Annotated in this window: 19 protein-coding genes; 9 read left to right on the forward strand and 10 right to left on the reverse strand. The window is 64.5% G+C overall.

Features of this window, described 5'->3' with window-relative positions; all coding sequences use genetic code 11:
* Positions 1-129: 129 nt before the first annotated feature.
* Entirely contained in the window at positions 130-1,443 is a 1,314-nt protein-coding gene (locus tag MRBLMA1_RS04850; RefSeq protein ID WP_363735294.1) for a DNA-packaging protein, read from the reverse strand.
* Positions 1,444-1,507: 64 nt separating this feature from the next.
* Between MRBLMA1_RS04850 and MRBLMA1_RS04855 the strand changes: the two genes are divergently transcribed.
* Complete coding sequence (locus MRBLMA1_RS04855; RefSeq protein ID WP_363735424.1) at positions 1,508-1,954, forward strand: acetyltransferase; 447 nt, start codon at positions 1,508-1,510, stop codon at positions 1,952-1,954.
* Between the two features lie 32 nt (positions 1,955-1,986).
* On the opposite strand, the gene MRBLMA1_RS04860 is transcribed toward MRBLMA1_RS04855, so the two are convergent.
* The 4 genes from MRBLMA1_RS04860 to MRBLMA1_RS04875 form a co-directional block, all read right to left on the reverse strand.
* Complete coding sequence (locus MRBLMA1_RS04860) at positions 1,987-2,520, reverse strand: lysozyme inhibitor LprI family protein (RefSeq protein ID WP_363735295.1); 534 nt, start codon at positions 2,518-2,520, stop codon at positions 1,987-1,989.
* A gap of 79 nt (positions 2,521-2,599) precedes the next feature.
* The gene (locus MRBLMA1_RS04865; RefSeq protein ID WP_363735296.1) at positions 2,600-3,163 is read right to left on the reverse strand and encodes a hypothetical protein; all 564 of its coding nucleotides are present in this window, start codon (positions 3,161-3,163) and stop codon (positions 2,600-2,602) included.
* A 161-nt stretch (positions 3,164-3,324) separates the two neighbouring features.
* On the reverse strand, positions 3,325-4,050 hold the full coding sequence (locus MRBLMA1_RS04870; RefSeq protein ID WP_414714754.1) for a hypothetical protein: 726 nt from the start codon (positions 4,048-4,050) through the stop codon (positions 3,325-3,327).
* Positions 4,051-4,169: 119 nt separating this feature from the next.
* Positions 4,170-4,412: a hypothetical protein gene (locus MRBLMA1_RS04875; protein ID WP_133651675.1), complete on the reverse strand. Its 243-nt coding sequence runs from the start codon at positions 4,410-4,412 to the stop codon at positions 4,170-4,172.
* A 42-nt stretch (positions 4,413-4,454) separates the two neighbouring features.
* Here MRBLMA1_RS04875 and MRBLMA1_RS04880 point away from each other — a divergent pair, with 42 nt between their 5' ends.
* The 6 genes from MRBLMA1_RS04880 to trmB all read left to right on the forward strand — a co-directional run bounded on the left by MRBLMA1_RS04880 (position 4,455) and on the right by trmB (position 10,656).
* A complete protein-coding gene (locus tag MRBLMA1_RS04880; protein WP_363735298.1) occupies positions 4,455-5,075 on the forward strand; it encodes a GNAT family N-acetyltransferase in 621 nt (206 codons plus the stop codon).
* A 12-nt stretch (positions 5,076-5,087) separates the two neighbouring features.
* The gene (locus MRBLMA1_RS04885; RefSeq protein ID WP_133651674.1) at positions 5,088-5,723 is read left to right on the forward strand and encodes a YqaA family protein; all 636 of its coding nucleotides are present in this window, start codon (positions 5,088-5,090) and stop codon (positions 5,721-5,723) included.
* A gap of 11 nt (positions 5,724-5,734) precedes the next feature.
* Positions 5,735-7,309: an apolipoprotein N-acyltransferase gene (lnt, locus tag MRBLMA1_RS04890; RefSeq protein WP_363735425.1), complete on the forward strand. Its 1,575-nt coding sequence runs from the start codon at positions 5,735-5,737 to the stop codon at positions 7,307-7,309.
* 58 nt (positions 7,310-7,367) lie between these two features.
* On the forward strand, positions 7,368-8,573 hold the full coding sequence (gene metK, locus MRBLMA1_RS04895) for a methionine adenosyltransferase (RefSeq protein WP_363735299.1): 1,206 nt from the start codon (positions 7,368-7,370) through the stop codon (positions 8,571-8,573).
* A gap of 122 nt (positions 8,574-8,695) precedes the next feature.
* A complete protein-coding gene (locus tag MRBLMA1_RS04900; protein ID WP_363735300.1) occupies positions 8,696-9,403 on the forward strand; it encodes a methyl-accepting chemotaxis protein in 708 nt (235 codons plus the stop codon).
* A 557-nt stretch (positions 9,404-9,960) separates the two neighbouring features.
* A complete protein-coding gene (trmB, locus tag MRBLMA1_RS04905; protein WP_363735301.1) occupies positions 9,961-10,656 on the forward strand; it encodes a tRNA (guanosine(46)-N7)-methyltransferase TrmB in 696 nt (231 codons plus the stop codon).
* A 383-nt stretch (positions 10,657-11,039) separates the two neighbouring features.
* Here trmB and MRBLMA1_RS04910 read toward each other — a convergent pair whose 3' ends face one another.
* Genes MRBLMA1_RS04910 through hpxZ form a run of 3 tightly spaced genes read right to left on the reverse strand, consistent with a single transcriptional unit; the run spans position 11,040 to position 14,039 of the window.
* Positions 11,040-12,038, reverse strand: a complete 999-nt coding sequence (locus MRBLMA1_RS04910; RefSeq protein ID WP_363735302.1) for a bile acid:sodium symporter family protein — start codon at positions 12,036-12,038, stop codon at positions 11,040-11,042.
* 37 nt (positions 12,039-12,075) lie between these two features.
* Positions 12,076-13,656, reverse strand: coding sequence for a gamma-glutamyltransferase family protein (locus MRBLMA1_RS04915; protein WP_363735304.1), 1,581 nt, complete (start codon positions 13,654-13,656; stop codon positions 12,076-12,078).
* Complete coding sequence (gene hpxZ / locus MRBLMA1_RS04920) at positions 13,656-14,039, reverse strand: oxalurate catabolism protein HpxZ (RefSeq protein WP_363735305.1); 384 nt, start codon at positions 14,037-14,039, stop codon at positions 13,656-13,658. The genes MRBLMA1_RS04915 and hpxZ overlap by 1 nt, the downstream gene beginning before the upstream one ends.
* A 221-nt stretch (positions 14,040-14,260) precedes the next feature.
* On the opposite strand from hpxZ, the gene MRBLMA1_RS04925 reads away from it, so the two are divergent.
* Both MRBLMA1_RS04925 and MRBLMA1_RS04930 read left to right on the forward strand, forming a co-directional pair.
* The gene (locus tag MRBLMA1_RS04925) at positions 14,261-16,681 is read left to right on the forward strand and encodes a TonB-dependent receptor (RefSeq protein ID WP_363735306.1); all 2,421 of its coding nucleotides are present in this window, start codon (positions 14,261-14,263) and stop codon (positions 16,679-16,681) included.
* An 8-nt stretch (positions 16,682-16,689) separates the two neighbouring features.
* On the forward strand, positions 16,690-17,655 hold the full coding sequence (locus tag MRBLMA1_RS04930) for an isopenicillin N synthase family dioxygenase (RefSeq protein ID WP_363735307.1): 966 nt from the start codon (positions 16,690-16,692) through the stop codon (positions 17,653-17,655).
* An 80-nt stretch (positions 17,656-17,735) separates the two neighbouring features.
* Here the strand turns inward: MRBLMA1_RS04930 and MRBLMA1_RS04935 are convergent, their stop codons facing one another.
* Together MRBLMA1_RS04935 and MRBLMA1_RS04940 are read right to left on the reverse strand one after the other, a co-directional pair.
* Entirely contained in the window at positions 17,736-18,962 is a 1,227-nt protein-coding gene (locus tag MRBLMA1_RS04935) for an MFS transporter (RefSeq protein WP_363735308.1), read from the reverse strand.
* Positions 18,963-19,089: 127 nt separating this feature from the next.
* On the reverse strand, positions 19,090-20,013 hold the full coding sequence (locus MRBLMA1_RS04940) for a LysR family transcriptional regulator (protein ID WP_363735309.1): 924 nt from the start codon (positions 20,011-20,013) through the stop codon (positions 19,090-19,092).
* Between the last annotated feature and the right edge of the window lie 64 nt (positions 20,014-20,077).

Genomic DNA, 20,077 nt, shown 5'->3' on the forward strand with positions numbered 1-20,077 from the left:
GCAAATCAGACGAAAGGACTACGCAGACCCCCGCACTCTTGTTCCCTCATTCCGCCACCGCAACAGAGCCTGTCCCCGCGCTGTTCCGTGCTCCTGCGAAGGCGGGAACAGGAAGGAACCCGGCTTCCCCTAAATCCCCCGCACCCGCGCATCCCCGCGCCGCCCCAGCATCAACTCGGTCAGGCCCCAGACCAGTGCATCGGCGCGATCCGGCGATCGCCCCGGCCCCTCATATCCACCGCCCAGCATCATCCCGCACATCTGGTCCTCCAGCTCCGGAAAGCTCCCGCGATGCGCCACGCGTCCGGCCTCGTACAGCGCCGCCACCGGCTCTGCCCGCGCCACCTTGCCCCGGCTCGCATGCACCAGCCGCACGGGCAGCCCGGCCTCGGCCGCGCGCAGCACGCTCTCCACCATCGCGCCGCCATTATTGGCCTCCGCCACCACCCGGTCCGCGCCATGCAACAGCGCCGCCGCCGCCGCCGCCCGCGCCCAGCCCTCGGGCGTCGCCCCCTCCACGGTCGCATCGGCAATCACATAGGCCCGCCGGTCCTCGCCCAGCCCGACCACCACGATCCCGCAGGCATCTCCATGGGCGGAGGCGGGCGGATCGACCGCCACCACCACCCGCGCCAGCGCGCCACGCACATGCGCCACCCGGCACCGCTCCAGCAGGTCCCGGCGCCACAATGCGCCCTCGATCTCCTCGATCAGTTCGCCGTCCAGTTCCTGCCGCCCCAGCCGCGTGCCGCCATAGCCGCGCTCCATCGCCGCGAGGAACCCTTCGGCCAGATGCGCGACATTGTCCGCCGTCCGCCCCCGCGTCACGGCCACGTCGACGCCGCTGCGCGCCACCAGTCCCCGCAGCAGGGCGACGGGCCGCGGCGTCGTCGTCGCCAGCACGCGCGGCGCCGCGCCCAACCGCATCCCCATCATCAGATTGTCCCAGACGGCCTCGCTGCCCGCCCATTTGGCGATCTCGTCGGCCCAGCCATGGCTGAACTGCGGCCCGCGCAGGCTCTCCGCCTCCGCCGCGCCATAAAGCGTCGCGACCGCGCCATTGGGCCAGACCAGCTTGCGCAGCGCCGGCGCGAAGGCCGGCCGGTTCCACCAGGGCGCGATGGACAACAGGCCCGACGCCCCCTCCACCATCACCGCCCGCGCCTCGCCCAGCGTCGCCCCGACCAGCGCGATCCGCGCCGACGGGTCGCTCTCCGCAATGCCGCGCACCCATTCCGCCCCGGCCCGCGTCTTGCCGAACCCGCGTCCCGCCATCATCAGCCAGATGCGCCAGTCCCCTTCGGGCGCCAGTTGCTCCGGCCGCGCCAGCCAGCGCCAGTCATGCGCCAGCGCATCGGCCGCCGCCGCGCTCAGCCCCGCCAGCACCCGCTCGCGCGCGCCCTCCGGCAGATGCGCCAGCCGCTCGAAATCCGAAAGAGCCATGCACCGCCTCCATTCATCGATTTTCTCCCGGCCCGGATTTGGCCGACCCGCGCCCCGCCCCTATATGGCCGCCATGAGTTCGATCCGCCCCGCCCGCACCGCCGATGGCGCCCGCCTGCTCGACATCTGGCGCAAGGCCGTCGACGCGACCCATGATTTCCTGACGCCGTCAGACCGCGTCGCGATAGAGGCGGAGGTCGCCGCCTTCCTGCCCCATGCCCCCGCCTGGCTCGCCACCGACCCGGACGATCACGCCATCGGCTTCATGCTGATCGACGGCACACATATGGAGGCGCTGTTCATCGATCCCGCATGGCGCGGCCAAGGCGTCGGCCGCCGCCTGGTCGACCACGCCCTATCGCTCCACCCCACGCTCACCACCGACGTCAACGAACAGAATGCCCAGGCGATCGGCTTCTACGAAGCCATGCGCTTCGCCCGCACCGGCCGCTCCGACCAGGACGGCCAGGGCCGCCCCTACCCCCTGATCCACCTCCGCTACGCCCCCTGAAGGCATGGCTGGAAACGACCATTTGCGGACATTCAGCCTGGCCAGTCATAACCATCAACATTGAAAATCTTTCCCCAGTCTTCGGCCAGCGCCTCAAGTTCGAGGGTGCGGTAGGCCGCGTGGTCCGAAAGGCACATATCGCGAGCGAAGCGGTGGAAAGTGCCGCCCTCGCTTAACGCTGCCTGCATTTCACAGTCAGGGCTATTCCAAGCATCCCAGTGCTTTTCACTCTCGGCCAACAGAGCAACGAGCCGGTCTGGCGAATGAAAGTTCGTGGAAACCTGTTGCGCGGTCATAAGCTGCTTCGCAACCGCCGCGCGCCGAGCTTCCCACGCCAAACGCGAGAATGTCGCACAATCGTTCATCGCTCTCTGATAGGTTCCATGCTCATTTTCACAGGTATCTAAGGCGCGGCGCACGCACACCAAGGGATCAGAGAGTGGGCGGTTGGCCTCTGTAAGACACTCCCCGCTCACTGTCTTGGCGCTGGCAGGGCCATGTTCGTCTATCCATCTGTCAGGGTTGGCGGCCAAAGCCGCAACGAGCAATCCAACAGCCACGCTCATGAATGCTCCCCTACTGCAATATTATCTGTTGCATTATCGGCACATAAGCCGCCCGTCGTCAAACCACCCCGAAATCCCCCTATCCCCCACTCCGCTTCCGCACCTCATCCAGCGCCACCCGCAACCGCGCCACCGCATCATCGCCATCCGGCCGCTCCACGCTCTCCAGCCGTTGCATCTCCTCCACCTCCTTCTCATGCGCCCTGAACAGCAGCGCCTGGATCATGTGCGGATGCCCGCGCCTGATCTTCCGGCTCTTGACCGCCCCTTCCGCGTCCAGCACGATCTCCTCATCCTCGATGCCGAACAGCGCCTGCCGCAGCATCAGCGCCCTCAGCTCCTCATGTCCGATGCTCAGCGCCTGCTTCCACGCCCGCGCAAAGGCCGGATCGCGCCGCTTGAGATAATAGACCGTCGACAAATTCCGTCCGACGACCCGCGCCGCCTCGCTGACGTTGCAGGTGAGCGCCAGCGTCTCCAGGAACTTCTGCCGCAGTGCGGGCGTCCAGCCATTCTTCCGCACCGCCCGCATCTGCGGCGCGACGCCCAGCGCGCCCTGCGGCCCATTTTCCAGCGCCAGCACCCGCTCAGGCGCATCGGCCCGACCGCCGAACCGGCTCCTCTTCCCTTCTCCGTCCGCCACAGCCAATCCCCCGCATGCAAAGCAAAAGGGCCGGCCCCGCAAGGACCAGCCCTTCACCGCCTCTCCGGCGACTCACATTTTCCCAATATCGACTTATGTGCCAGAACAGCGTTACGATGTCAAGAAAAATGTTCCATATAGGTTAAATCAGCGCAGCCAACTCACCGCCCCGCATCGTCCGCGCCCGCCACGCTGCGCGTATAGTCGATCCTGATCCGCACCCAGCTTCCCACCATCACCTTGCCGTTGACCCGCGGCGGCAACACCAGAAATTGCCACGCCGCCAGCCGAACCGCCTTGGCAAAGCCCGACCCCATGGGCGATTCGCCCAGCGCCTGGCAGTTTTCGACATGATAATGATCCACCGTCTTGCACGCGACCAGGCCCCATCCACTGGCCGGCGCATTGACGGGAAGGTAGCCTGCCAGTTCCGCATGATTCGGCCGGCGGTACCATTCGGCGTCGAACAATTGCACGCCGCCCGGCCCTTCGCCCGGCCCGTCCACCGCCGCGCTGTTGCCCTGGCCAGTCGCGCCGTCCGCCGCGCCCTTCTTCGCCATCTTGCCGATGTCGGCGGACGCCAGCTGCTGGCTGTCCATCACCAGGAAGGGCAATGGAGAAGGCGGCTGCTCGACCGGCTTCACCACCGGACGGTTGGGCCTGACCACCGGCTGCACCTGCCGCTGTGCCGGTTTCTCCTGCTTCTTCTTCTCGCTCTTCTTCTTCTCGCTCTTCTTCGCCTTGCTCTGCGCCTTCTCCGCCTTGGGCGCGGGCGCCATCTCGAACGTCACCGGATTGCGCAGGTCGGGCAACCGGATCACCGGATCGGGCGCCAGCGTCAGCAACGCCAGCAGCAGCAGCGCATTGAACAGCAGAGCCAGCAGCAATCCGCCGCCGCGCTCGCGCCATTGGGAAGGAAGGGACAAGGTCAATTTCACTCGGTGCGCCGGGCCGGATTCAGAAGGGGGTCATGCCCAGACGCCGCCGCGCCGTCAACGCCGTGGCGTCAACAGATGTCCTCCTCCCGGACGACAGGACGACTTTCCCGGGTCGCCCGCATCCGGCTCGCCTTGTCTTCCGGGTCGGAGGTCAACACGACATGATCCTCATGCACCTCCAGCAGCACGCCGGCAAAGGGCATGCCCTCCAAGCTGCCCGTCACCCGGTAGCTGACCGAATCGCCGACCTTGAAGGTCGCCGGATCAGTGTTGAAATCAAAGGGGCAGGCGCCCGTTCCCATGCCTAACATATGCGTATCTCCTACAGGCCACATAGCTAGTGCAGTCCTGCCATGGCTTTCAAGCCCCCGTCGCTTTCAAACGCCGCCGCTCTCAAACCTCACCGCCTTCAGACCCCTGTCGCTTCCATCGCCGCCGCGCTACAGCGCGCCATGCCCATCCGCCTCGCCACCCTGTCCGACCTCCCGCGCCTGCACCCGGTGATAGAGCGTGCCTATCGCGGCGACACCGCCAGCGAAAGCTGGGCCGTCCAGTCCGCGCCACCCGCCAGCCCACGCACCAGCCTGCCCGCGCTGGCGGACATCCTCGCCGATCCCGCCGAACGGCTGCTCATCGCATCGGGACCGGACGGCGCGCCCGCCGGTTGCGTCCAGATCTCCGACCGGGGCGACGGTCGCGCCTATCTCGGCCTGCTCTGCGTCGATCCGGCACTTCAGTCCGATGGCCTTGGCCATCGCCTCATCACGGCCGCCGAACAGCTCGCCATCACCGACTTCGGCACCCGGCGGATGGAAATGACCGTGATCTCCACCCATCACAAGCTCATCCAATATTATCAGCGACGCGGCTATGAACCCACCGGGGAACGGCGCCCCTATCCCGTCTTGCTCGATCCGCCGCAGCAGATGATCGTCCTGGCAAAAGCACTGGCGGCCCGAAAGCAGTTCGGCTAGGGCCTCAACCCGATGCTCACAAAGCTCTACCAATGGACGCTGGCGAAAGCCGCCCACGCCCACGCCGAACGCTGGCTCTTCGTCATCAGCTTCATGGAAAGCAGCTTCTTCCCCATCCCCCCGCACCCGCTGCTGGGCCTGATGTGCCTTGCCCGCCCTGAACGCGCGATCCGCTTCGGCCTGATATGCACCATCGCCTCGGTGCTGGGCGGCCTGTTCGGCTATGCCATCGGCCATTTCCTCTATGAAACGGTCGGGCAACAGATATTGCACGCCCTCGGCCTTGCCGCCAAATTCCCCGTCGCCGCCTGCTATCTGCGCGATTACGGGGCAGAGATCATCCTGATCAAGGGCGCGACGCCGATCCCCTTCAAGCTCATCACCATCACGGCGGGCTTCATCGGCCTGTCGCTCTTCACCTTCCTCTGGGCCAGCGTGCTCAGCCGCGCCTTCCAGTTCATGCTGGTGGGCTTCCTCTTCTGGAAGTTCGGCCGCCCGATCAAGGCGTTCATCGAGAAATATCTCGGCCTGCTGTCCGCCGCCTTCCTGGTGCTGCTGGTCGGCGGTTTCATCGCGGCCTCGGCGCTGTCGGGCGGCGGGGAGAAAAGCGACAAGTGCAGCAACGCCACCATGGCCACGCTGCACTGACCGGCGGCGGCATGAGGCAGATTCCGTCCCGCGTGCCGAAACTCGCCGCCCTGCTCGCCGGATGCCTGGCGGCCACGGGCTTCGAACCGCTGAACCTCTGGCCGCTCACCCTGGCCTGCTTCGCGCTGCTCATCGTCCTGATCGAACAGGCCCCCGACCGCCGCAGCGCCTTCATGCGCGGCTGGCTGTTCGGCGTCGGCCATTTCACCCTGGGCCTCAACTGGATCGCCCATGCCTTCACCTTCCAGGACGCGATGCCCCACTGGTTCGGCTATGGCGCGGTTTTCCTCCTGTCCCTCTATCTGGCCGTCTATCCCGGCCTGGCGACGCTCGCCGCCTGGTGGCTCAGGCACCGGGTACGGACCGCCATGCTCTGGCGCAACCAGGAACGGGCCGCACTTCCCCTCATCCTCTTCCTGGCCGCCACCTGGCTCGCCTCCGAATATCTCCGCGCGACCGTCTTCACCGGATTCGCCTGGAACCCGTTGGGCGTCATCCTCCTCCCCACCGGCATGGCGATCGCCGCCACGCTGATCGGCACCTATGGCCTGGGCGCGCTCGCCATCCTCGCATCCGGCGCGCTCCTCCTCGCCCTTCGCCGTCGGATCGGGCCCGCCGCCGCCATCGCCGCACCGCTCTGCGCACTCGCCCTCTGGGGGAATTTATCCCCCGCGCCGCCCACTCCGGCCGGCGCGCCGCGCATTCGCGTGGTCCAGCCCAATATCGGCCAGGACGAAAAATATTCGCCCGAACTCGAACAGGCCCATTTCCGCACCCTCGCCGCCCTGTCGGGCACGCCGCGCCCCGCACCGCGCCTGATCTTCTGGCCGGAAGCCGCCATTCCCGCCTATCTCGACATGGAACCGGAATGGCGCGCCCGGCTGGCGGCCCTGCTCGGCCCCGGCGACCTCCTGATGACCGGCGCCACCAAGGTCTATTTCAAGCAGGTCGCGAAAGACGGGATCGCGGAAAACGCGCTCGCCGGCGCCAACAACAGCCTGTTCGTCGTGGATAGCGGCGCCCGCCTGCTGGGCCGCTACGACAAGTCCCATCTTGTCCCCTATGGCGAATATCTGCCGATGCGGAACATCCTCCAGCCGCTCGGCCTCTCCCGCCTTGTCCCCGGCGATGTCGATTTCTGGCCCGGCCCCGGCCCGCAAAACCTGACCCTGCCCGCCACCCTTGGCCGTCCGCAGCTCAGCATGGGCGGCCAGATCTGCTACGAAATCATCTTCTCCGGTCAGGTGGTGGACAAGGCGCACCGTCCCGACTTCCTCTTCAACCCCTCCAACGACGCCTGGTTCGGCAGCTGGGGGCCCGTCCAGCATCTGGCGCAGGCCCGCCTCCGCGCGCTGGAGGAGGGCATTCCCGTCGTCCGCTCCACCCCCACCGGAATCTCCGCGGTGGTCGATGCCCGCGGCCATATATTGAACAGCATCGGCCATCATCGGGCAGGCTATATCGACACCGCACTGCCCCCCGCGCTGCCGCCGACGCTTTTCTCCCGCCTCGGCAACCTGGCGCCTTTCGCCTTCATGGCCGTGCTTATCCTGCTGGCCATTGCCACCCGCAGAACGACCCGCTAATAGCCACATAAACTTTTCTTTATGTCGCCTGCTCAAACAGCGTGCTAACGGGAGTCCCATGCGCAACAACTATCTCTTCACCTCGGAATCCGTCTCCGAAGGCCATCCCGACAAGGTCGCAGACCAGATTTCCGATGCCATTGTCGACCTCTTCCTGTCGAAGGATCCGGAAGCCCGCATCGCGTGCGAAACGCTGACCACGACGCAACTCGTCGTGCTGGCGGGCGAAATCCGCTGCAAGGGCGTCTATGAAGATGGCGAATGGGCGCCCGGCGCGCAGGAAGAGATTGAGAGCGCCGTACGCGAAACGGTGAAGCGCATCGGCTATGAACAGGACGGCTTCCATTGGGAAAGCTTCCGCTTCGAAAACAATCTGCACGCCCAGTCCGCGCATATCGCGCAGGGCGTGGACGCGGCCGGGAACAAGGATGAGGGCGCCGGCGACCAGGGCATCATGTTCGGCTTCGCCTGCGACGAAACGCCCGACCTCATGCCCGCAACACTGGACTACAGCCACAAGATCCTGGCGAAGATGGCCGCCGACCGCCACAGCGGCCGCGCCCCCTTCCTGGAACCCGACGCCAAGAGCCAGGTGACGCTGCGCTTCGAAAATGGCAAGCCTGCCGCGGCCACCGCCATCGTCGTCTCGACCCAGCACGCCAAGGGCTATGACGAGGGCGCGAAGGAAGCGGAACTCAAAAATTACGTGAAGGGCGTCATCGCCGAAGTCCTGCCCGGCAACCTGCTCTCCGACGAGACCGTCTACCACATCAACCCGACCGGCAGCTTCGAGATCGGCGGCCCGGACGGCGATGCCGGCCTTACCGGCCGCAAGATCATCGTCGACACCTATGGCGGCGCCTCGCCCCATGGTGGCGGCGCCTTCAGCGGCAAGGACCCGACAAAGGTCGACCGTTCGGCCGCCTACATCACCCGCTATCTTGCGAAGAACATCGTCGCCGCCGGCCTCGCCCGCCGCTGCACGATCCAGCTTGCCTACGCCATCGGCGTGTCGGAACCGCTGTCCCTCTATGTCGACACCCACGGCACCGGAACGGTCGGCGACGACCGGATCGAGCAGGCGATCAGGAACATCAAGGAACTGGGCGGCCTCACCCCGCGCGGCATCCGCACCCATCTGGGCCTCAACAAGCCGATCTATCAGCCCACCGCCGCCTATGGCCATTTCGGACGAAAGGCGGAGGGCGACTTCTTCCCCTGGGAACGCACCGATCTGGTGGAAAAGCTCAAGGCCGCACTTTAACCGCGCTGAAAAGGCCATGCCGATAAAGGGGTTGCCGGTCGCCCGGCAGCCCCTTCTTCTTATGCCCTTACCTTTCCTTAACCATGCCTGGCCTAGCGCGCGATGGATCAAGGAGACATGGTTTGGCCTCTTCCCTCTCATATGGCACCAGCGGCGCCGAAGCCGCCTGGACCGCCCTCAACCGCAGCCAGGCGGTGATAGAGTTCGCGCTGGACGGCACGATCCTGACCGCCAATGCAAATTTCCTGTCCCTGATGGGCTATCAGCTCGAAGAGGTCGTCGGCCAGCACCACCGGATCTTCTGCGCGCCGGACCATGCCGCTTCGCAGGATTATGCCGATTTCTGGCGGAAACTCGGCTCCGGCTCATTCGACGCGGGCGCCTATGACCGCCGCGACCGCCACGGTCGCGAAATCTGGTTGCAGGCGACCTATAATCCCGTCTTCCAAGCCGACGGCACGCCGCTCAAGGTGGTCAAGATCGCCACCGACATCACCCGCCAGGTCCGGCAGGAGCAGGAGGCCCGCCACCGCCTCGCCGACAGCCACCGCCTTCAGCATGATCTGGAGCGGCAGAAGAACGCGCTGCAAAGGACCATGGACCAGTTGGCCGACATCGTCTCCACCATCCGGGGAATCGCGGCCCAGACCAACATGCTCGCCCTCAACGCCCGGATCGAGGCTGCCCGCGCCGGCGAGGCCGGGCGCGGCTTCGCGGTCGTCGCGGGCGAGGTCAAGAAGCTGGCCGACGATACCCGCGTCGCCACGGAACGCGCCGCGGCCATGATGCAGCAGGAAGGCATCGGAATCGCGTGCTCCGGCGCGCGCTGACGCCCGCCTCGCATTGCGGCAACATGACGAAAAGTTCATTGGCATGCCGCCTGCAAAACGCCCATAAACAGGGCGTCGGACCCGCACCCCTGTCGGGTCCGGCAACCCTCTTACCAAGGGGAATGCGATGACCAGGTCACTGACTTCCGCCCTCCTCGGCCTTGCTCTCGTGGTTGGCAGCGCCGCCCCAGCGCTCGCCGCACCCTGCAAGGACGCGAAGGGAAAGTTCGTCAAATGTCCGCCCAAGCCGGTTGCCAAGAAGGGACCGTGCAAGGACGCCAAAGGCCGCTTCACAAAGTGCAAATGACCTGACGGGTTCCGCGCCGACCCTCATCGAACGCGGCACCCGATCCCTCGCACCCCAAGGAACAAGCCGGCGCCCGCCCACGGCGTCAGGCCTGAGCCTCCTGTCCCCGGCCCAACCTCCTCAACACCGGGGACAGGAGGCGCCCCATTGCGCCTCGATCTTCTTGCCGCGCCCTCCCATTTCGATCGACCCCGCATCTTTATCCGCGGGGTGATTTCGTTCGCCTCGAAAATGCTCTATCGGGCCGCGCATGACTGCGCATAAATCCGGCGATCCCACCACGCTCAACCGCCTCTACGGCCGCCAATCCGGGCACAAGCTCCGCAAGGGGCAGCAGGAACTGGTCGACACCCTTTTGCCGGCCCTTTCCGTGCCGGAGGAGGGGGAAGTCACCGCCGCTGGCCTGTTCGGCTATGATCGCCCGCTGCATTTCGAGATCGGCTTTGGCGGCGGCGAACATCTCGCCTATCGCGCGGACCTGCTGCCCGATCATGGCTTCATCGGCTGCGAACCCTTTCTGAACGGCGTCGTCACGGCGCTCGGCCATGTCCGCGACCAGGCGCTGGGCAATGTCCGCCTCCATATGGGCGACGCGCTCTCGGTCCTGAGCCGGATACCGGACGGTGCGCTCAGCTTCGTCTATCTGCTCCATCCCGACCCCTGGCCAAAGGCCCGCCATGCCAAGCGCCGGATGATGAACCCCGGCCCCGTTGCGATGATCGCGCGAAAGCTCAAGCCCGGCGGCGAATTCCGCTTCGGCACGGATCACCCCGTCTATCTGCGCTGGGCGCTGATGGTGATGAACGGCCATCCCGATTTTGAATGGCTGGCCAGCACCCCCCGGGATTTTCAGAACCGCCCCGGCGGCTGGCCCGAAACCCGCTACGAAGCCAAGGCGCGCAGCCTTGGCCATGAAGTCTGGTATATGAAATTTCAACGTCGTTAATATAAGAACCCATCGGATTACTGCGATTTCCGGCTTAACCATGCGCAAATAAGGAAAATTCCTTCGGCATCTCGTGATTGTCCGATGATTACTTTTCGGCGATGGGTCACAAGGTTTTTTGCTTCTGCTATTTCGAAGCCTGCCAGTTTTGGCAAAAAAGCGATCCGGCCTGAGGAGGAGCCAAGCAGCCAAGGACGGTTCCCCGCCGGTTTTCCTATAGTGTTAGCGGGAAGGTTAAGGCAGCGGATACACCTTACGAGAAAAGGCACATGGCGAACGCGACTTCTGGTTAGCACGGATGCACAGGCCTAAACTTCTGAGGTCCGATATCCCAGCAGGGCTTGCGTGAAATCCGGATGCTGGCTGATGCATGGACACACACCTCACGCTTCGGCGCGGGCAGGTTCGCCATAAGTAGCCCGACTCTCGTTTGCATAACGGCGCGCCAGAAATGCACATACGATCAACTGGATCTGGTGGAAGACCATCAGGGGCAGGATAACCAGACCCACTTGCGCGGCCGGGAACAGCACGCCCGCCATGGGCACTCCCGATGCGAGGCTCTTCTTCGACCCGCAGAACTGCAGGACGACCAGATCTTCCCGGGCGAGACCAAGGACCTGGCCCATTGCCCGCGTGGCGAGGAGCACCAGCGCCAGCAACAGACAGCAGAGCAGAGCGACGACGAGCAACGCCATTGGGGAAACGCGGTGCCATAACCCCTCCCGCACCGCTGCTCCGAAGGAATTGTAGATGACAAGAAGGATCGAACCGCGATCGACATAGGAGAGGAGCGATTTGTGCCGAGCGACAAAGCTGCCGATCACAGGGCGCAGGAGATGCCCGGCGAAGAAGGGCACCAGCAAGTGCAGCACGATCGATTCGAGCGTCCCCAGGGAAATGCCGCCTTGCCCGGCCGCGCCTGACATCAGCAGCGCGACCAGCAACGGCGTCAGGAAAATGCCGAGCAGATTGGAGAAGGATGCGCTGCAGACCGCCGCCGCCACATTGCCTCTCGCCACGGCCGTGAAGGCGATGGAGGACTGGACGGTCGAGGGCAGCAACGTCAGGAACAGCAAGCCGGCGGCCAGCGGCCCCAGGCCGAGCGGTACGGCGGTGAAGGCAAGGCCAAACAGGGGAAACAGCAGGAACGTCGTCGCCAGTGCGGCGATGTGCACTTTCCAGTTGCGCGCGCCTTCGCGGATGGCTTCCCGCGACAGCTTGGCCCCGTGCAGGAAGAACAGCAGCGCAATACCGGCGTCCGCAAACCCGTCCATGACCGGGACGAACGCTCCGTGCGCGGGCAGGAGCGACGCCAGCAGCACCGTACCCACCAGCGCGAGGACGAGCGGTTCAAATAAGCCGATTATGCGCACGATCATCGATATGTCCTGTTGCAAAACATGATGGGGAAGCAGGTCACCAGGCCGCGACCGCGCCGTCGGAGCGCGGGTCCCCGGCGCCTTCGATCATCCCGTCGGGATGGCGAACGATTGCACCGGCATGACCCATGACGGAATTGAGCGGTGCAACCGGTTCGATTTCATGCCCCGCCTTTGTCAGAGCCGCGACGAGGCCGGCATCAAAGCCGGCTTCCAGCTTCAGCGTCGTGCTCTCCTCGCCCCAGGTCCGGCCGAGAAGCCAGCGTGGTGCGCACAACGCTTCCTGCAACGGCGCACCATAGCGGGCATAGCGAGTGAACAGCGCCGCTTGTGTTTGTGGCTGACCTTCGCCACCCATCGTCCCATAGGCCATGACGCGCCCGTCATCGAAGCGGGCAAGGGCCGGGTTCAATGTGTGAAAAGGCCTGCGGCCAGGTTTCAGCGCATTCCAGCCATCGGCTGCAAGACGGAAGGACGCGCCCCGGTTCTGCCAAGTGATGCCGCTGCCGGGCAGCACGATGCCTGAGCCGAATTCGAAATAGGTGGACTGGATGCAACTGACGACCTGCCCCCGCGCGTCCGCCGCCCCGAACCAGGTCGTGTCGCCCAGCGCCGAGGGGTGCGGCCACGGCAATGCGCGGGCCGGATCGATGCGCGCCGCCATGGTGTCAAGGGCGGCGCCATCGTCGAGCAACGCCTGGGCATCGACCGTCATGTAGGCCGGATCGCTGCAATGCGCATCGCGCCAGATAAAGGCCTGCTTGGTCGCTTCGATCAGCCCGTGAATGTGCGCAAATTCATCTGGGCCGCCAGCCTCGAGCCGGTCGAACAGGCCCAGGATCAGCAGCGAGGCGATGCCCTGCGTCGGCGGTGGCATGTTGTAGAGACGCGCACCGCCGATGGACAGACTAAGCGGAGCGACATGCGAAGCCGTGTGCCGGGCCAGATCGTCCTGCGTGACCGGACTGCCCAGCGCGGCAAGGTCGGCAGCGATGCTACACCCCAGCTCACCGCGGTAAAAGCTGCCGAGCCCGTCGCGCGCCAGTCTTGCCAGGGTTTCGCCGAGCGCAGGCTGTCGCAGCCGATCGCCCTCGCGGAGCGGCCTGCCTTCCGGCTCGAAGATGGCGGCGTAAGCGCCCGGCTGGTAGCGAAGTTCATCGCCCTTGGCTGCCGCAACATTCGCACCGCCGCGCGTTATCGCCACGCCATCGCCGGCGAGCGCAATGGCAGCGCGCAGCAAGCGGTCAAGCGGCAACATCCCGCTGTCCCCGGCCAGCGCTGCTTCCCAGCCCGAGACAGTGCCCGCCACCGTATTCGTGGCGAGCGGTCCGCGCCAAGGGATGACCGTATGCCCTGCGTAAAGCGTGAGGTCGGCCCCGGAAGCGGCTTTCCCGCAGGCATCGATCGCGCGCACCGTTCCGTCCGGCTCGGCGATCAGCCAGAAGCCGTCGCCGCCGATGCCGGTCATGTGCGGATAGACTACCGCCAGCGTCGCCGCGACCGCAACGCACGCTTCGACGGCCGTGCCGCCATCCTTGAGAATGTCGAGGCCAGCCTGACTCGCCAGGTGGTGCGGCGCGGTAACCATCCCGCGATAGGCACGTGGCGTGTGCAGCATCAGGAGGTCTGCCCCATCAGCGAGACATGCGCGGCAACGATGCGCCAACCCTCTGGCAAACGGACCCAACTCTGGCTTTGCCGGCCGATCGTCTCGCCGCCAAGGCGCTGGAACTCGACGTTGGCGACGGCGAAGTCGCGCCCGAACGTGGTGATCGCGATCCTGCGCACCGTGCGCGGCGGCGATCCTCCTTGGCGCTGCCGACGGAACGCCGCGATTTCGGCCTCGCCATAGAGATTCTCGCCCACGCCAAAGCGCACCACTTGCGGGGAGTGCCAGAACATGGCGTCGAGCGCCCCGATGTCGTTGCGGTCAAGCGCATCTTCGTAGCGCTCGACCAGCGCGGCGATCTCGGCATGAGTTTCAGGTTCGTCGATCATCATGGCGGCGTACTGGTCCTTTCCGGTAGCGCATCCGAGCTATCAGCGTCGCCACTGTGCAAAAAGCATCGTTATGCGTCTGTTGCGATGCTTCAAAGGCAGCAATAGAAACCTGGTCCGGCAAAGCGCGGAATAGGTCGCTTGATCAAGCGACATCCCCTGCGTCCCCTTTTTAGCATCAATATTGAGCAAAAACGGTTCTTTTAAGTGCGCACAGACTGCGATTGTATGAGCAGCAGCAACACCGCGTGATCGGAGCAGGAGCATCGGCCTGGTGCGCCCGACAAACGTCTGGGGAGAGGTCCGGGAGGGGCCGTGCTCAACATCGCTGGCACAACCATGCCGGCTCTTCGGGGGACCATATCATGACGATCTTCAATACCGGACATATCAGAAACCGTTTCCGCACCGGCGCATCGCTGCTGCCGATGCTGTTGCTGCTTCCCGCTGCTGCGCATGCCGCGGATGCATCCGCAAATGCGGATGAAGCTTCCGACGCGGGTGCCGGCGAGATCGTCGTTACCGCTCAGCGGCGTGAGCAATCGACCATGGACGTCGGCATCAACGTGACGGCGATTTCCGAAGAACGCCTCAAGGTGGAGCGCGTCGAGCGCATCGGCGAGCTCAAGCAGCTGACGTCCAACGTCGAGGTCCGTGAAATCCGGCCCGGCGGCGGCCAGCCGGTGATCACCATCCGCGGCGTCGGCATGAACGACTTCACCGTTGCCAGCAATCCGTCGACCTCCGTCTATTTCGATGGCGTCTACAGCCCGAACATCGGCACGATCAGCCAGCAGTTCTTCGACGTTCAGAGCGTCGAGATCCTGAAGGGCCCGCAATCGACGCTTTATGGCCGCAATGCCACGGCGGGAGCCGTCACGGTTAGCTCAGCCCAGCCGACAGATACCTTGTCCGGCTATCTGACCGGCGGCCTCGGCAATTACCGCGCTTTCGAAGGCGAAGGAGCCATCAGTGGGCCGATCGGCAAGGGACTCACCGCGCGCATCTCGGTCAGAACGCGGCAAATGTACGACGGCTGGATCAACAACCTTTACCCCGGTGGCCATGATATTGGCCAGATCCACCAGGCGGCCGTACGCGCGCAGCTAAAGTGGGAAGCGACGGACAGCCTGACGCTGCGGGGCATCTTCGGGTATCAGCACGAGGACGACGAGCCGGGCGCCTTCACCGCCTTTGGCCGTCACGTCCCTGGCGGCGCGCCGGGAGCCACGACGCCTTTCTGTCCAGTATCGCTGGCCAACCAGATCGATTTCGGCAACACTTGCGCTTCGCTCTTCGGCGCGCTGCGCACCTCCACCGATGTCCATACGATCAGCGAGAACGATCCATGGACCGTGAAAGGCAAGGCCTATACCGGTACGCTGATTGCGACTTGGCGCGGCGATGGTTTTGCGGTCACTTCGACCACCGGCTATCTCCACTGGCAGGAAAATTACATCAAGTCCGACGCGCTGCCGATTACCGAGCAGACGGCAATTCTCGACCAGCGTACCTGGCAGTGGTCGCAGGACCTGCAGATCGCCTCGACCGGCACTCGCCCGTTGGAGTGGATGGGCGGTGTCTATCTTTCGACGGCGAACACCAATAACCCGACCTACACCATCGCTCCGATCCAGAACGGCAACTTCATCGGCACCAACAGCGCCGACACGCGTACGGCGCAAGCCTATGCTCAACTTGACTGGAACGTGACCCCTACGCTGCAACTCACCGCCGGGGCACGCTACATCCACGAATTCAACAGCAAGATCGGCGGCACCTGGAAGGACGTCAACAAGAACGGCGTCGTCGACGTCGGGGACGTCAACCAAGCCTTCATGGACGACTCTATAAAACAGGATGCCGTGTCCTGGAAGGTCGGCGTCAACTACAAGCCAAGCCGCGACACACTGATCTATGGTAGCATCACGCACGGCTTCAAGAGCGGCGGCTTCATAGCCCCTGCGGTCGCGACGAACTCCTCGCAGCTCCTGCCGTACAAGGGCGAACACCTCTATGCGTTCGAAATCGGCTGGAAACAGAACCTCTGGGACAATCTGGTCAGCCTCACTACCAGCCTGTTCTATTACAAGTACAACGACATGCAGACCAACCAGCAGCAGCTGGTCGGCAACCTCCTCGTCAACCGCTTCGCCAACCTGTCCGACGCCCATATCAAGGGCGTGGACTTCGAACTGGCGGTGCGACCGGTGCGCGGAATGGAGCTGCGCTTTGACGGTGGGCTTATCGATAGCTGGGTCGGAGCTTTCACCAGCGGCGGCGTGAATTTCCCGGCGGGCAACCGCTTCGCGAATGCGCCGACCTTCACCGGCTCGGCCTCAGCCCGCTATCGCTGGGCTGTCACCGATGATCTCGACATGTCGCTGAGCGGATCTGTCCACCGCCAGAGCAGCGTTTTCACCAATACGGAGAACACGCCGATCTACCGGATCGACAGCGACGCGACGCTCGTCAATGCCCAACTGCAGCTCATCATGCCGGAAACGGGCTGGACCGCGTCGCTCTGGGCGAAGAACCTGACCAACGACGAATATACAAACAGCACGTTCCAGAACGGCTCGGCGGTGAACACGGTCTACAACATGCCGCGCACTTACGGCCTGTCCTTCACCAAGAAGTTCTGAGGAAGATCATGCGCATCTACACGCCACCAAGGCCTGCCGCGGTAATCCCGGTAATCGACATTTCGGGGCCTCCGGCGGCGGTGGGGAAGGCGATAGGCAAGGTCTGCCGCGAGATCGGTTTTTTCTACATCGCCGGTCACGGCGTTCCAGAGGAATTGATCGCGCGGCAGTTCGCCGCGGCCAAGGCGGTGCTGGACACGCCGCTTGCCGAAAAACAAGCACTTCACATGAAGAACTCCCCCGCCGGTGCCGGCTTCGAGCCGATCGGCGCGCAGATACTCGACAGCCAGGAGGATGGCGGCGACTTAGCGCCCGTCGATCTCAAGGAAAGCTTCTACTGCACCACGAACCTTCCCGCCGAGAACGCGCGCACGCAGGCCCGGACATCCGGCCACAATCAATGGCCGGATCTCCCCGGATTCCGCGAGCAGACCCTGGTCTATGGCGATGCCTTGCAGCTTCTGGGCGACCGGGTTCTGCAACAGATCGCGCTCTCGCTCGAGCTACGGGCGGACTGGTTCGCGCCGTACTATGCCGGTGCCGAAGCCAAGCTCAGGATGCTGCGCTATCCGCCGCAAAAGGCCGATGCGGAGTTCAACCAGATCGGCGCTGGCGCGCATACCGACTGGGGCGGCATCACCCTGCTGGCGCAGGATTCGCTTGGTGGACTGGAGGTGTGCGACGTCAACGGGACGTGGGTCAGGGCCGATCCGATTCCCGGTACGTTCGTCGTCAACCTGGGGGACCTGATGATGCGCTGGACGAACGGACGCTATGCCTCGAACTTCCACCGGGTCCGGAACAATCACGGCGCAGCGGATCGCTATTCGCTCGCCTTTTTCTACAGCCCGCGCAGCGACGCCGTGATCGATCCGATCCCGTCCTGCATCAATGCCGACCGGCCTCGCCGCTTCGCCACCTGCACGGCGGGCGAGCATGTCCGCGAGATGTTCCGCCGCTCATACGGCTATTGACCGTCTTCGCAAAAGAAAGGACGCGCTGGTTCGCCATGCGGATCGGCGCGTTACATTTCGTTGGCAGGCAGCGCCGCGCATCAGGCTCGCCGGGCATAGAGAAATAGCGCCGCTGCGCTCAACAGCAGGAAGGGCCCGAAAGCGACCGCAACCGCTATTGTCGGCAGGTTCCAGGCGAGCAGCCAGCCCCCGGCCAGCGGGCCCAGACTGCCACCGATCAGGCGCGCGAGGCCGATCGTGAACCCCAGCGCGGTTGCCCGCATCTCCTGGGGATAGACCTGTACCGGCGCGGCAAGAGCGCCGCCGAAAGCGCCATTGATGCACAAACAGATGCAGCAGCAGCCAAGCACCAGACCCACGAAGCTGCCGGGAAGGCCGACCGCTGCGGTCAACACGATCGCGGTTACGGCAAAGATCGCGGCTAGAGCCCGCAATCCGTTGCGGTCCATAGCCCAACCGGTGAGGAGCGCTCCAGCAAGACTGAATGTTTGCGCGAGCGCGTTGGCAAGTGCGACCTTCTGCATATCGGGATCGTGCCGCAGCAGCAGGGAAGGCAGCCAGAAGTTGAAGAAGAAGGAAGTCGCGTAGATCGTCGTCATGACGAACAGGAGGACGAGGGTCGCACGCCGGTAAACAGGAGCGAACAGCGCTCCAACATTATGCGAAGGTCCCAGAGCTGCGGTCGCTTCATGGACGGGCTCGCGCACGAGTTTCAGGATCGGCAGCGCAAGCACCAGGGCGAACAGCCCGCCGACATACATCAGCGACTGCCAGCCGTGGTCCGGCACAAGTGCCGCCGCCGCCAGACCCGAGGCGACTATGCCGATGGCAATGCTGGCGGACAGCAAGGCCGCCGTCGCCGCCCTCCGCGACGGGGTAACCGCGTCGCATGCCAGTGCGATGGCGCTCGGCACCGAGGCACCTAGCGCCAGGCTCGACAAAATGCGCACAGCCGCCAGTTCAGCCATATTGGCGACATGCGCGGTGATCAGCGTAGCAAGGCCAAAGACCACGAGGGCGACGATCAGGCAAGGCTTTCGGCCGAATCGATCGGCGATCACGCCAATGCCCATCGTGCCGATCGCCGAAGCGACGACACTGGCGGCGAACAAGTTGCCGATCATCGTTGGGCTGGCGCCCCATTCGCGTATGATGATCGGGGCCGCATAGCCCACGGAGTAGGTGTCGAAGCCTTCGGCCACCATCGCCAGCGCGCAGAGCGCCACGGCCGGTCTTGCCGAGGGGACACTTTCCCGCGCCTGCGACAAGTGAGGCGTGATCGTTTGAACACCTGCTGGACTCGTCATCACCACGCGCTCCCCTTAACTGGCAGACACACGCAGGATATGAAAACTTCTCTACAAGAAAAGCATCACTTTGCGTCGTGTGCGCTGCCTTTATGGCAGCAGTCTGACCGGGCTGTTTCTTGCAAAACTATCCGATACGCGCATCCGCAACGTCCCCGGCAAGTGCTGTCACGCGCTCGATCAGATGCTGGGCAAAGTGGCTGGCGATCGAGTCGAGCGGATCGTTTGAGCGCGAAATGAGCCTTAGGGTCTGCGGGTGGAGATTTTCATCATCCAGAGGTATGAAGGCGAGGCGCTGCGAAGCCAGTTCCGTCACGACGTCGAGCGGATTGAGAAGCGCGACCGCATCCGAAGCCGCAACGAAATTGCGCATCAGTTCAACAGAATTGGTCTCCAGCACCGGGGCAACCGCCTCGAAGCGGCTGAAAGCCACATCGATCACGGTGCGCAGACTCATGCCCGGCTCCGCGATTACGAGCCGATAGTCCAGAAGTTCGCTGAGGCGAAGCCGGTCGCGGCTCGCCAAAGGATGGCCGGCCGCGACGATTGCGCCCAAAGGCAGGTCCACCGCGAACAGGGTTTTGAGCCCCGGTCTCGGCGGTATGCTGTACGCTAGCCCAAGGGTCGCTTCGCCGTTCATGACCGCGTTGGCTATCCCCTCGGTCACCGCACTCGAAACTCGCACACGCACACGCGGATAGGAATCGACATAATCGCTGATGATCTGCGACATCGGCCCTGCCGACAGCCCGAGCGTGGTTGCGAGCGTGATGGCACCGCGCTTGAGCCCCTTCATGGCCTCGATCTGCTGCATCGTCTGCTCGTGGGCCCTCAGCGTTTCGCGCACATGCTGGATCAGGACTTCGCCGGCGGCAGTCAGGCGCATGCGGCGCGGCATACGCTCGAACAGCGGTTCGCCCAGTTCCTCTTCCAGCGCGATGATCTGACGGTTGATCGCGGACGACGCGATGTGGAGCTGCGCCGCAGCCTTTCGGATCGTCCCCACGCGGGCAACGACATCCAGGTACCGCAGCATACGTCCGTGCAACAAGGTAGCGACTCCCTCTGTTGGCGAAAAAAGGCATCACCGCGGTCGCAAATCGATGCTTTTTTCA

The sequence above is a fragment of the Sphingobium sp. LMA1-1-1.1 genome, assembly GCF_040676365.1.
GTDB lineage: Bacteria > Pseudomonadota > Alphaproteobacteria > Sphingomonadales > Sphingomonadaceae > Sphingobium.

Excerpts from the sequence above, each read along its gene's own strand:
- MRBLMA1_RS04880 (WP_363735298.1), top strand. The coding sequence starts at position 4,455 with ATGGCTTTCAAGCCCCCGTCGCTTTCAAACGCCGCCGCTCTCAAACCT.
- MRBLMA1_RS04885 (WP_133651674.1), top strand. The coding sequence starts at position 5,088 with ATGCTCACAAAGCTCTACCAATGGACGCTGGCGAAAGCCGCCCACGCC.
- metK (WP_363735299.1), top strand. The coding sequence starts at position 7,368 with ATGCGCAACAACTATCTCTTCACCTCGGAATCCGTCTCCGAAGGCCAT.
- MRBLMA1_RS04875 (WP_133651675.1), bottom strand. The coding sequence starts at position 4,412 with ATGTTAGGCATGGGAACGGGCGCCTGCCCCTTTGATTTCAACACTGAT.
- MRBLMA1_RS04855 (WP_363735424.1), top strand. The coding sequence starts at position 1,508 with ATGGCCGCCATGAGTTCGATCCGCCCCGCCCGCACCGCCGATGGCGCC.
- MRBLMA1_RS04915 (WP_363735304.1), bottom strand. The coding sequence starts at position 13,656 with ATGCTGCACACGCCACGTGCCTATCGCGGGATGGTTACCGCGCCGCAC.
- MRBLMA1_RS04860 (WP_363735295.1), bottom strand. The coding sequence starts at position 2,520 with ATGAGCGTGGCTGTTGGATTGCTCGTTGCGGCTTTGGCCGCCAACCCT.
- MRBLMA1_RS04910 (WP_363735302.1), bottom strand. The coding sequence starts at position 12,038 with ATGATCGTGCGCATAATCGGCTTATTTGAACCGCTCGTCCTCGCGCTG.
- hpxZ (WP_363735305.1), bottom strand. The coding sequence starts at position 14,039 with ATGATGATCGACGAACCTGAAACTCATGCCGAGATCGCCGCGCTGGTC.
- MRBLMA1_RS04935 (WP_363735308.1), bottom strand. The coding sequence starts at position 18,962 with ATGACGAGTCCAGCAGGTGTTCAAACGATCACGCCTCACTTGTCGCAG.
- trmB (WP_363735301.1), top strand. The coding sequence starts at position 9,961 with ATGACTGCGCATAAATCCGGCGATCCCACCACGCTCAACCGCCTCTAC.
- MRBLMA1_RS04930 (WP_363735307.1), top strand. The coding sequence starts at position 16,690 with ATGCGCATCTACACGCCACCAAGGCCTGCCGCGGTAATCCCGGTAATC.
- lnt (WP_363735425.1), top strand. The coding sequence starts at position 5,735 with ATGAGGCAGATTCCGTCCCGCGTGCCGAAACTCGCCGCCCTGCTCGCC.
- MRBLMA1_RS04850 (WP_363735294.1), bottom strand. The coding sequence starts at position 1,443 with ATGGCTCTTTCGGATTTCGAGCGGCTGGCGCATCTGCCGGAGGGCGCG.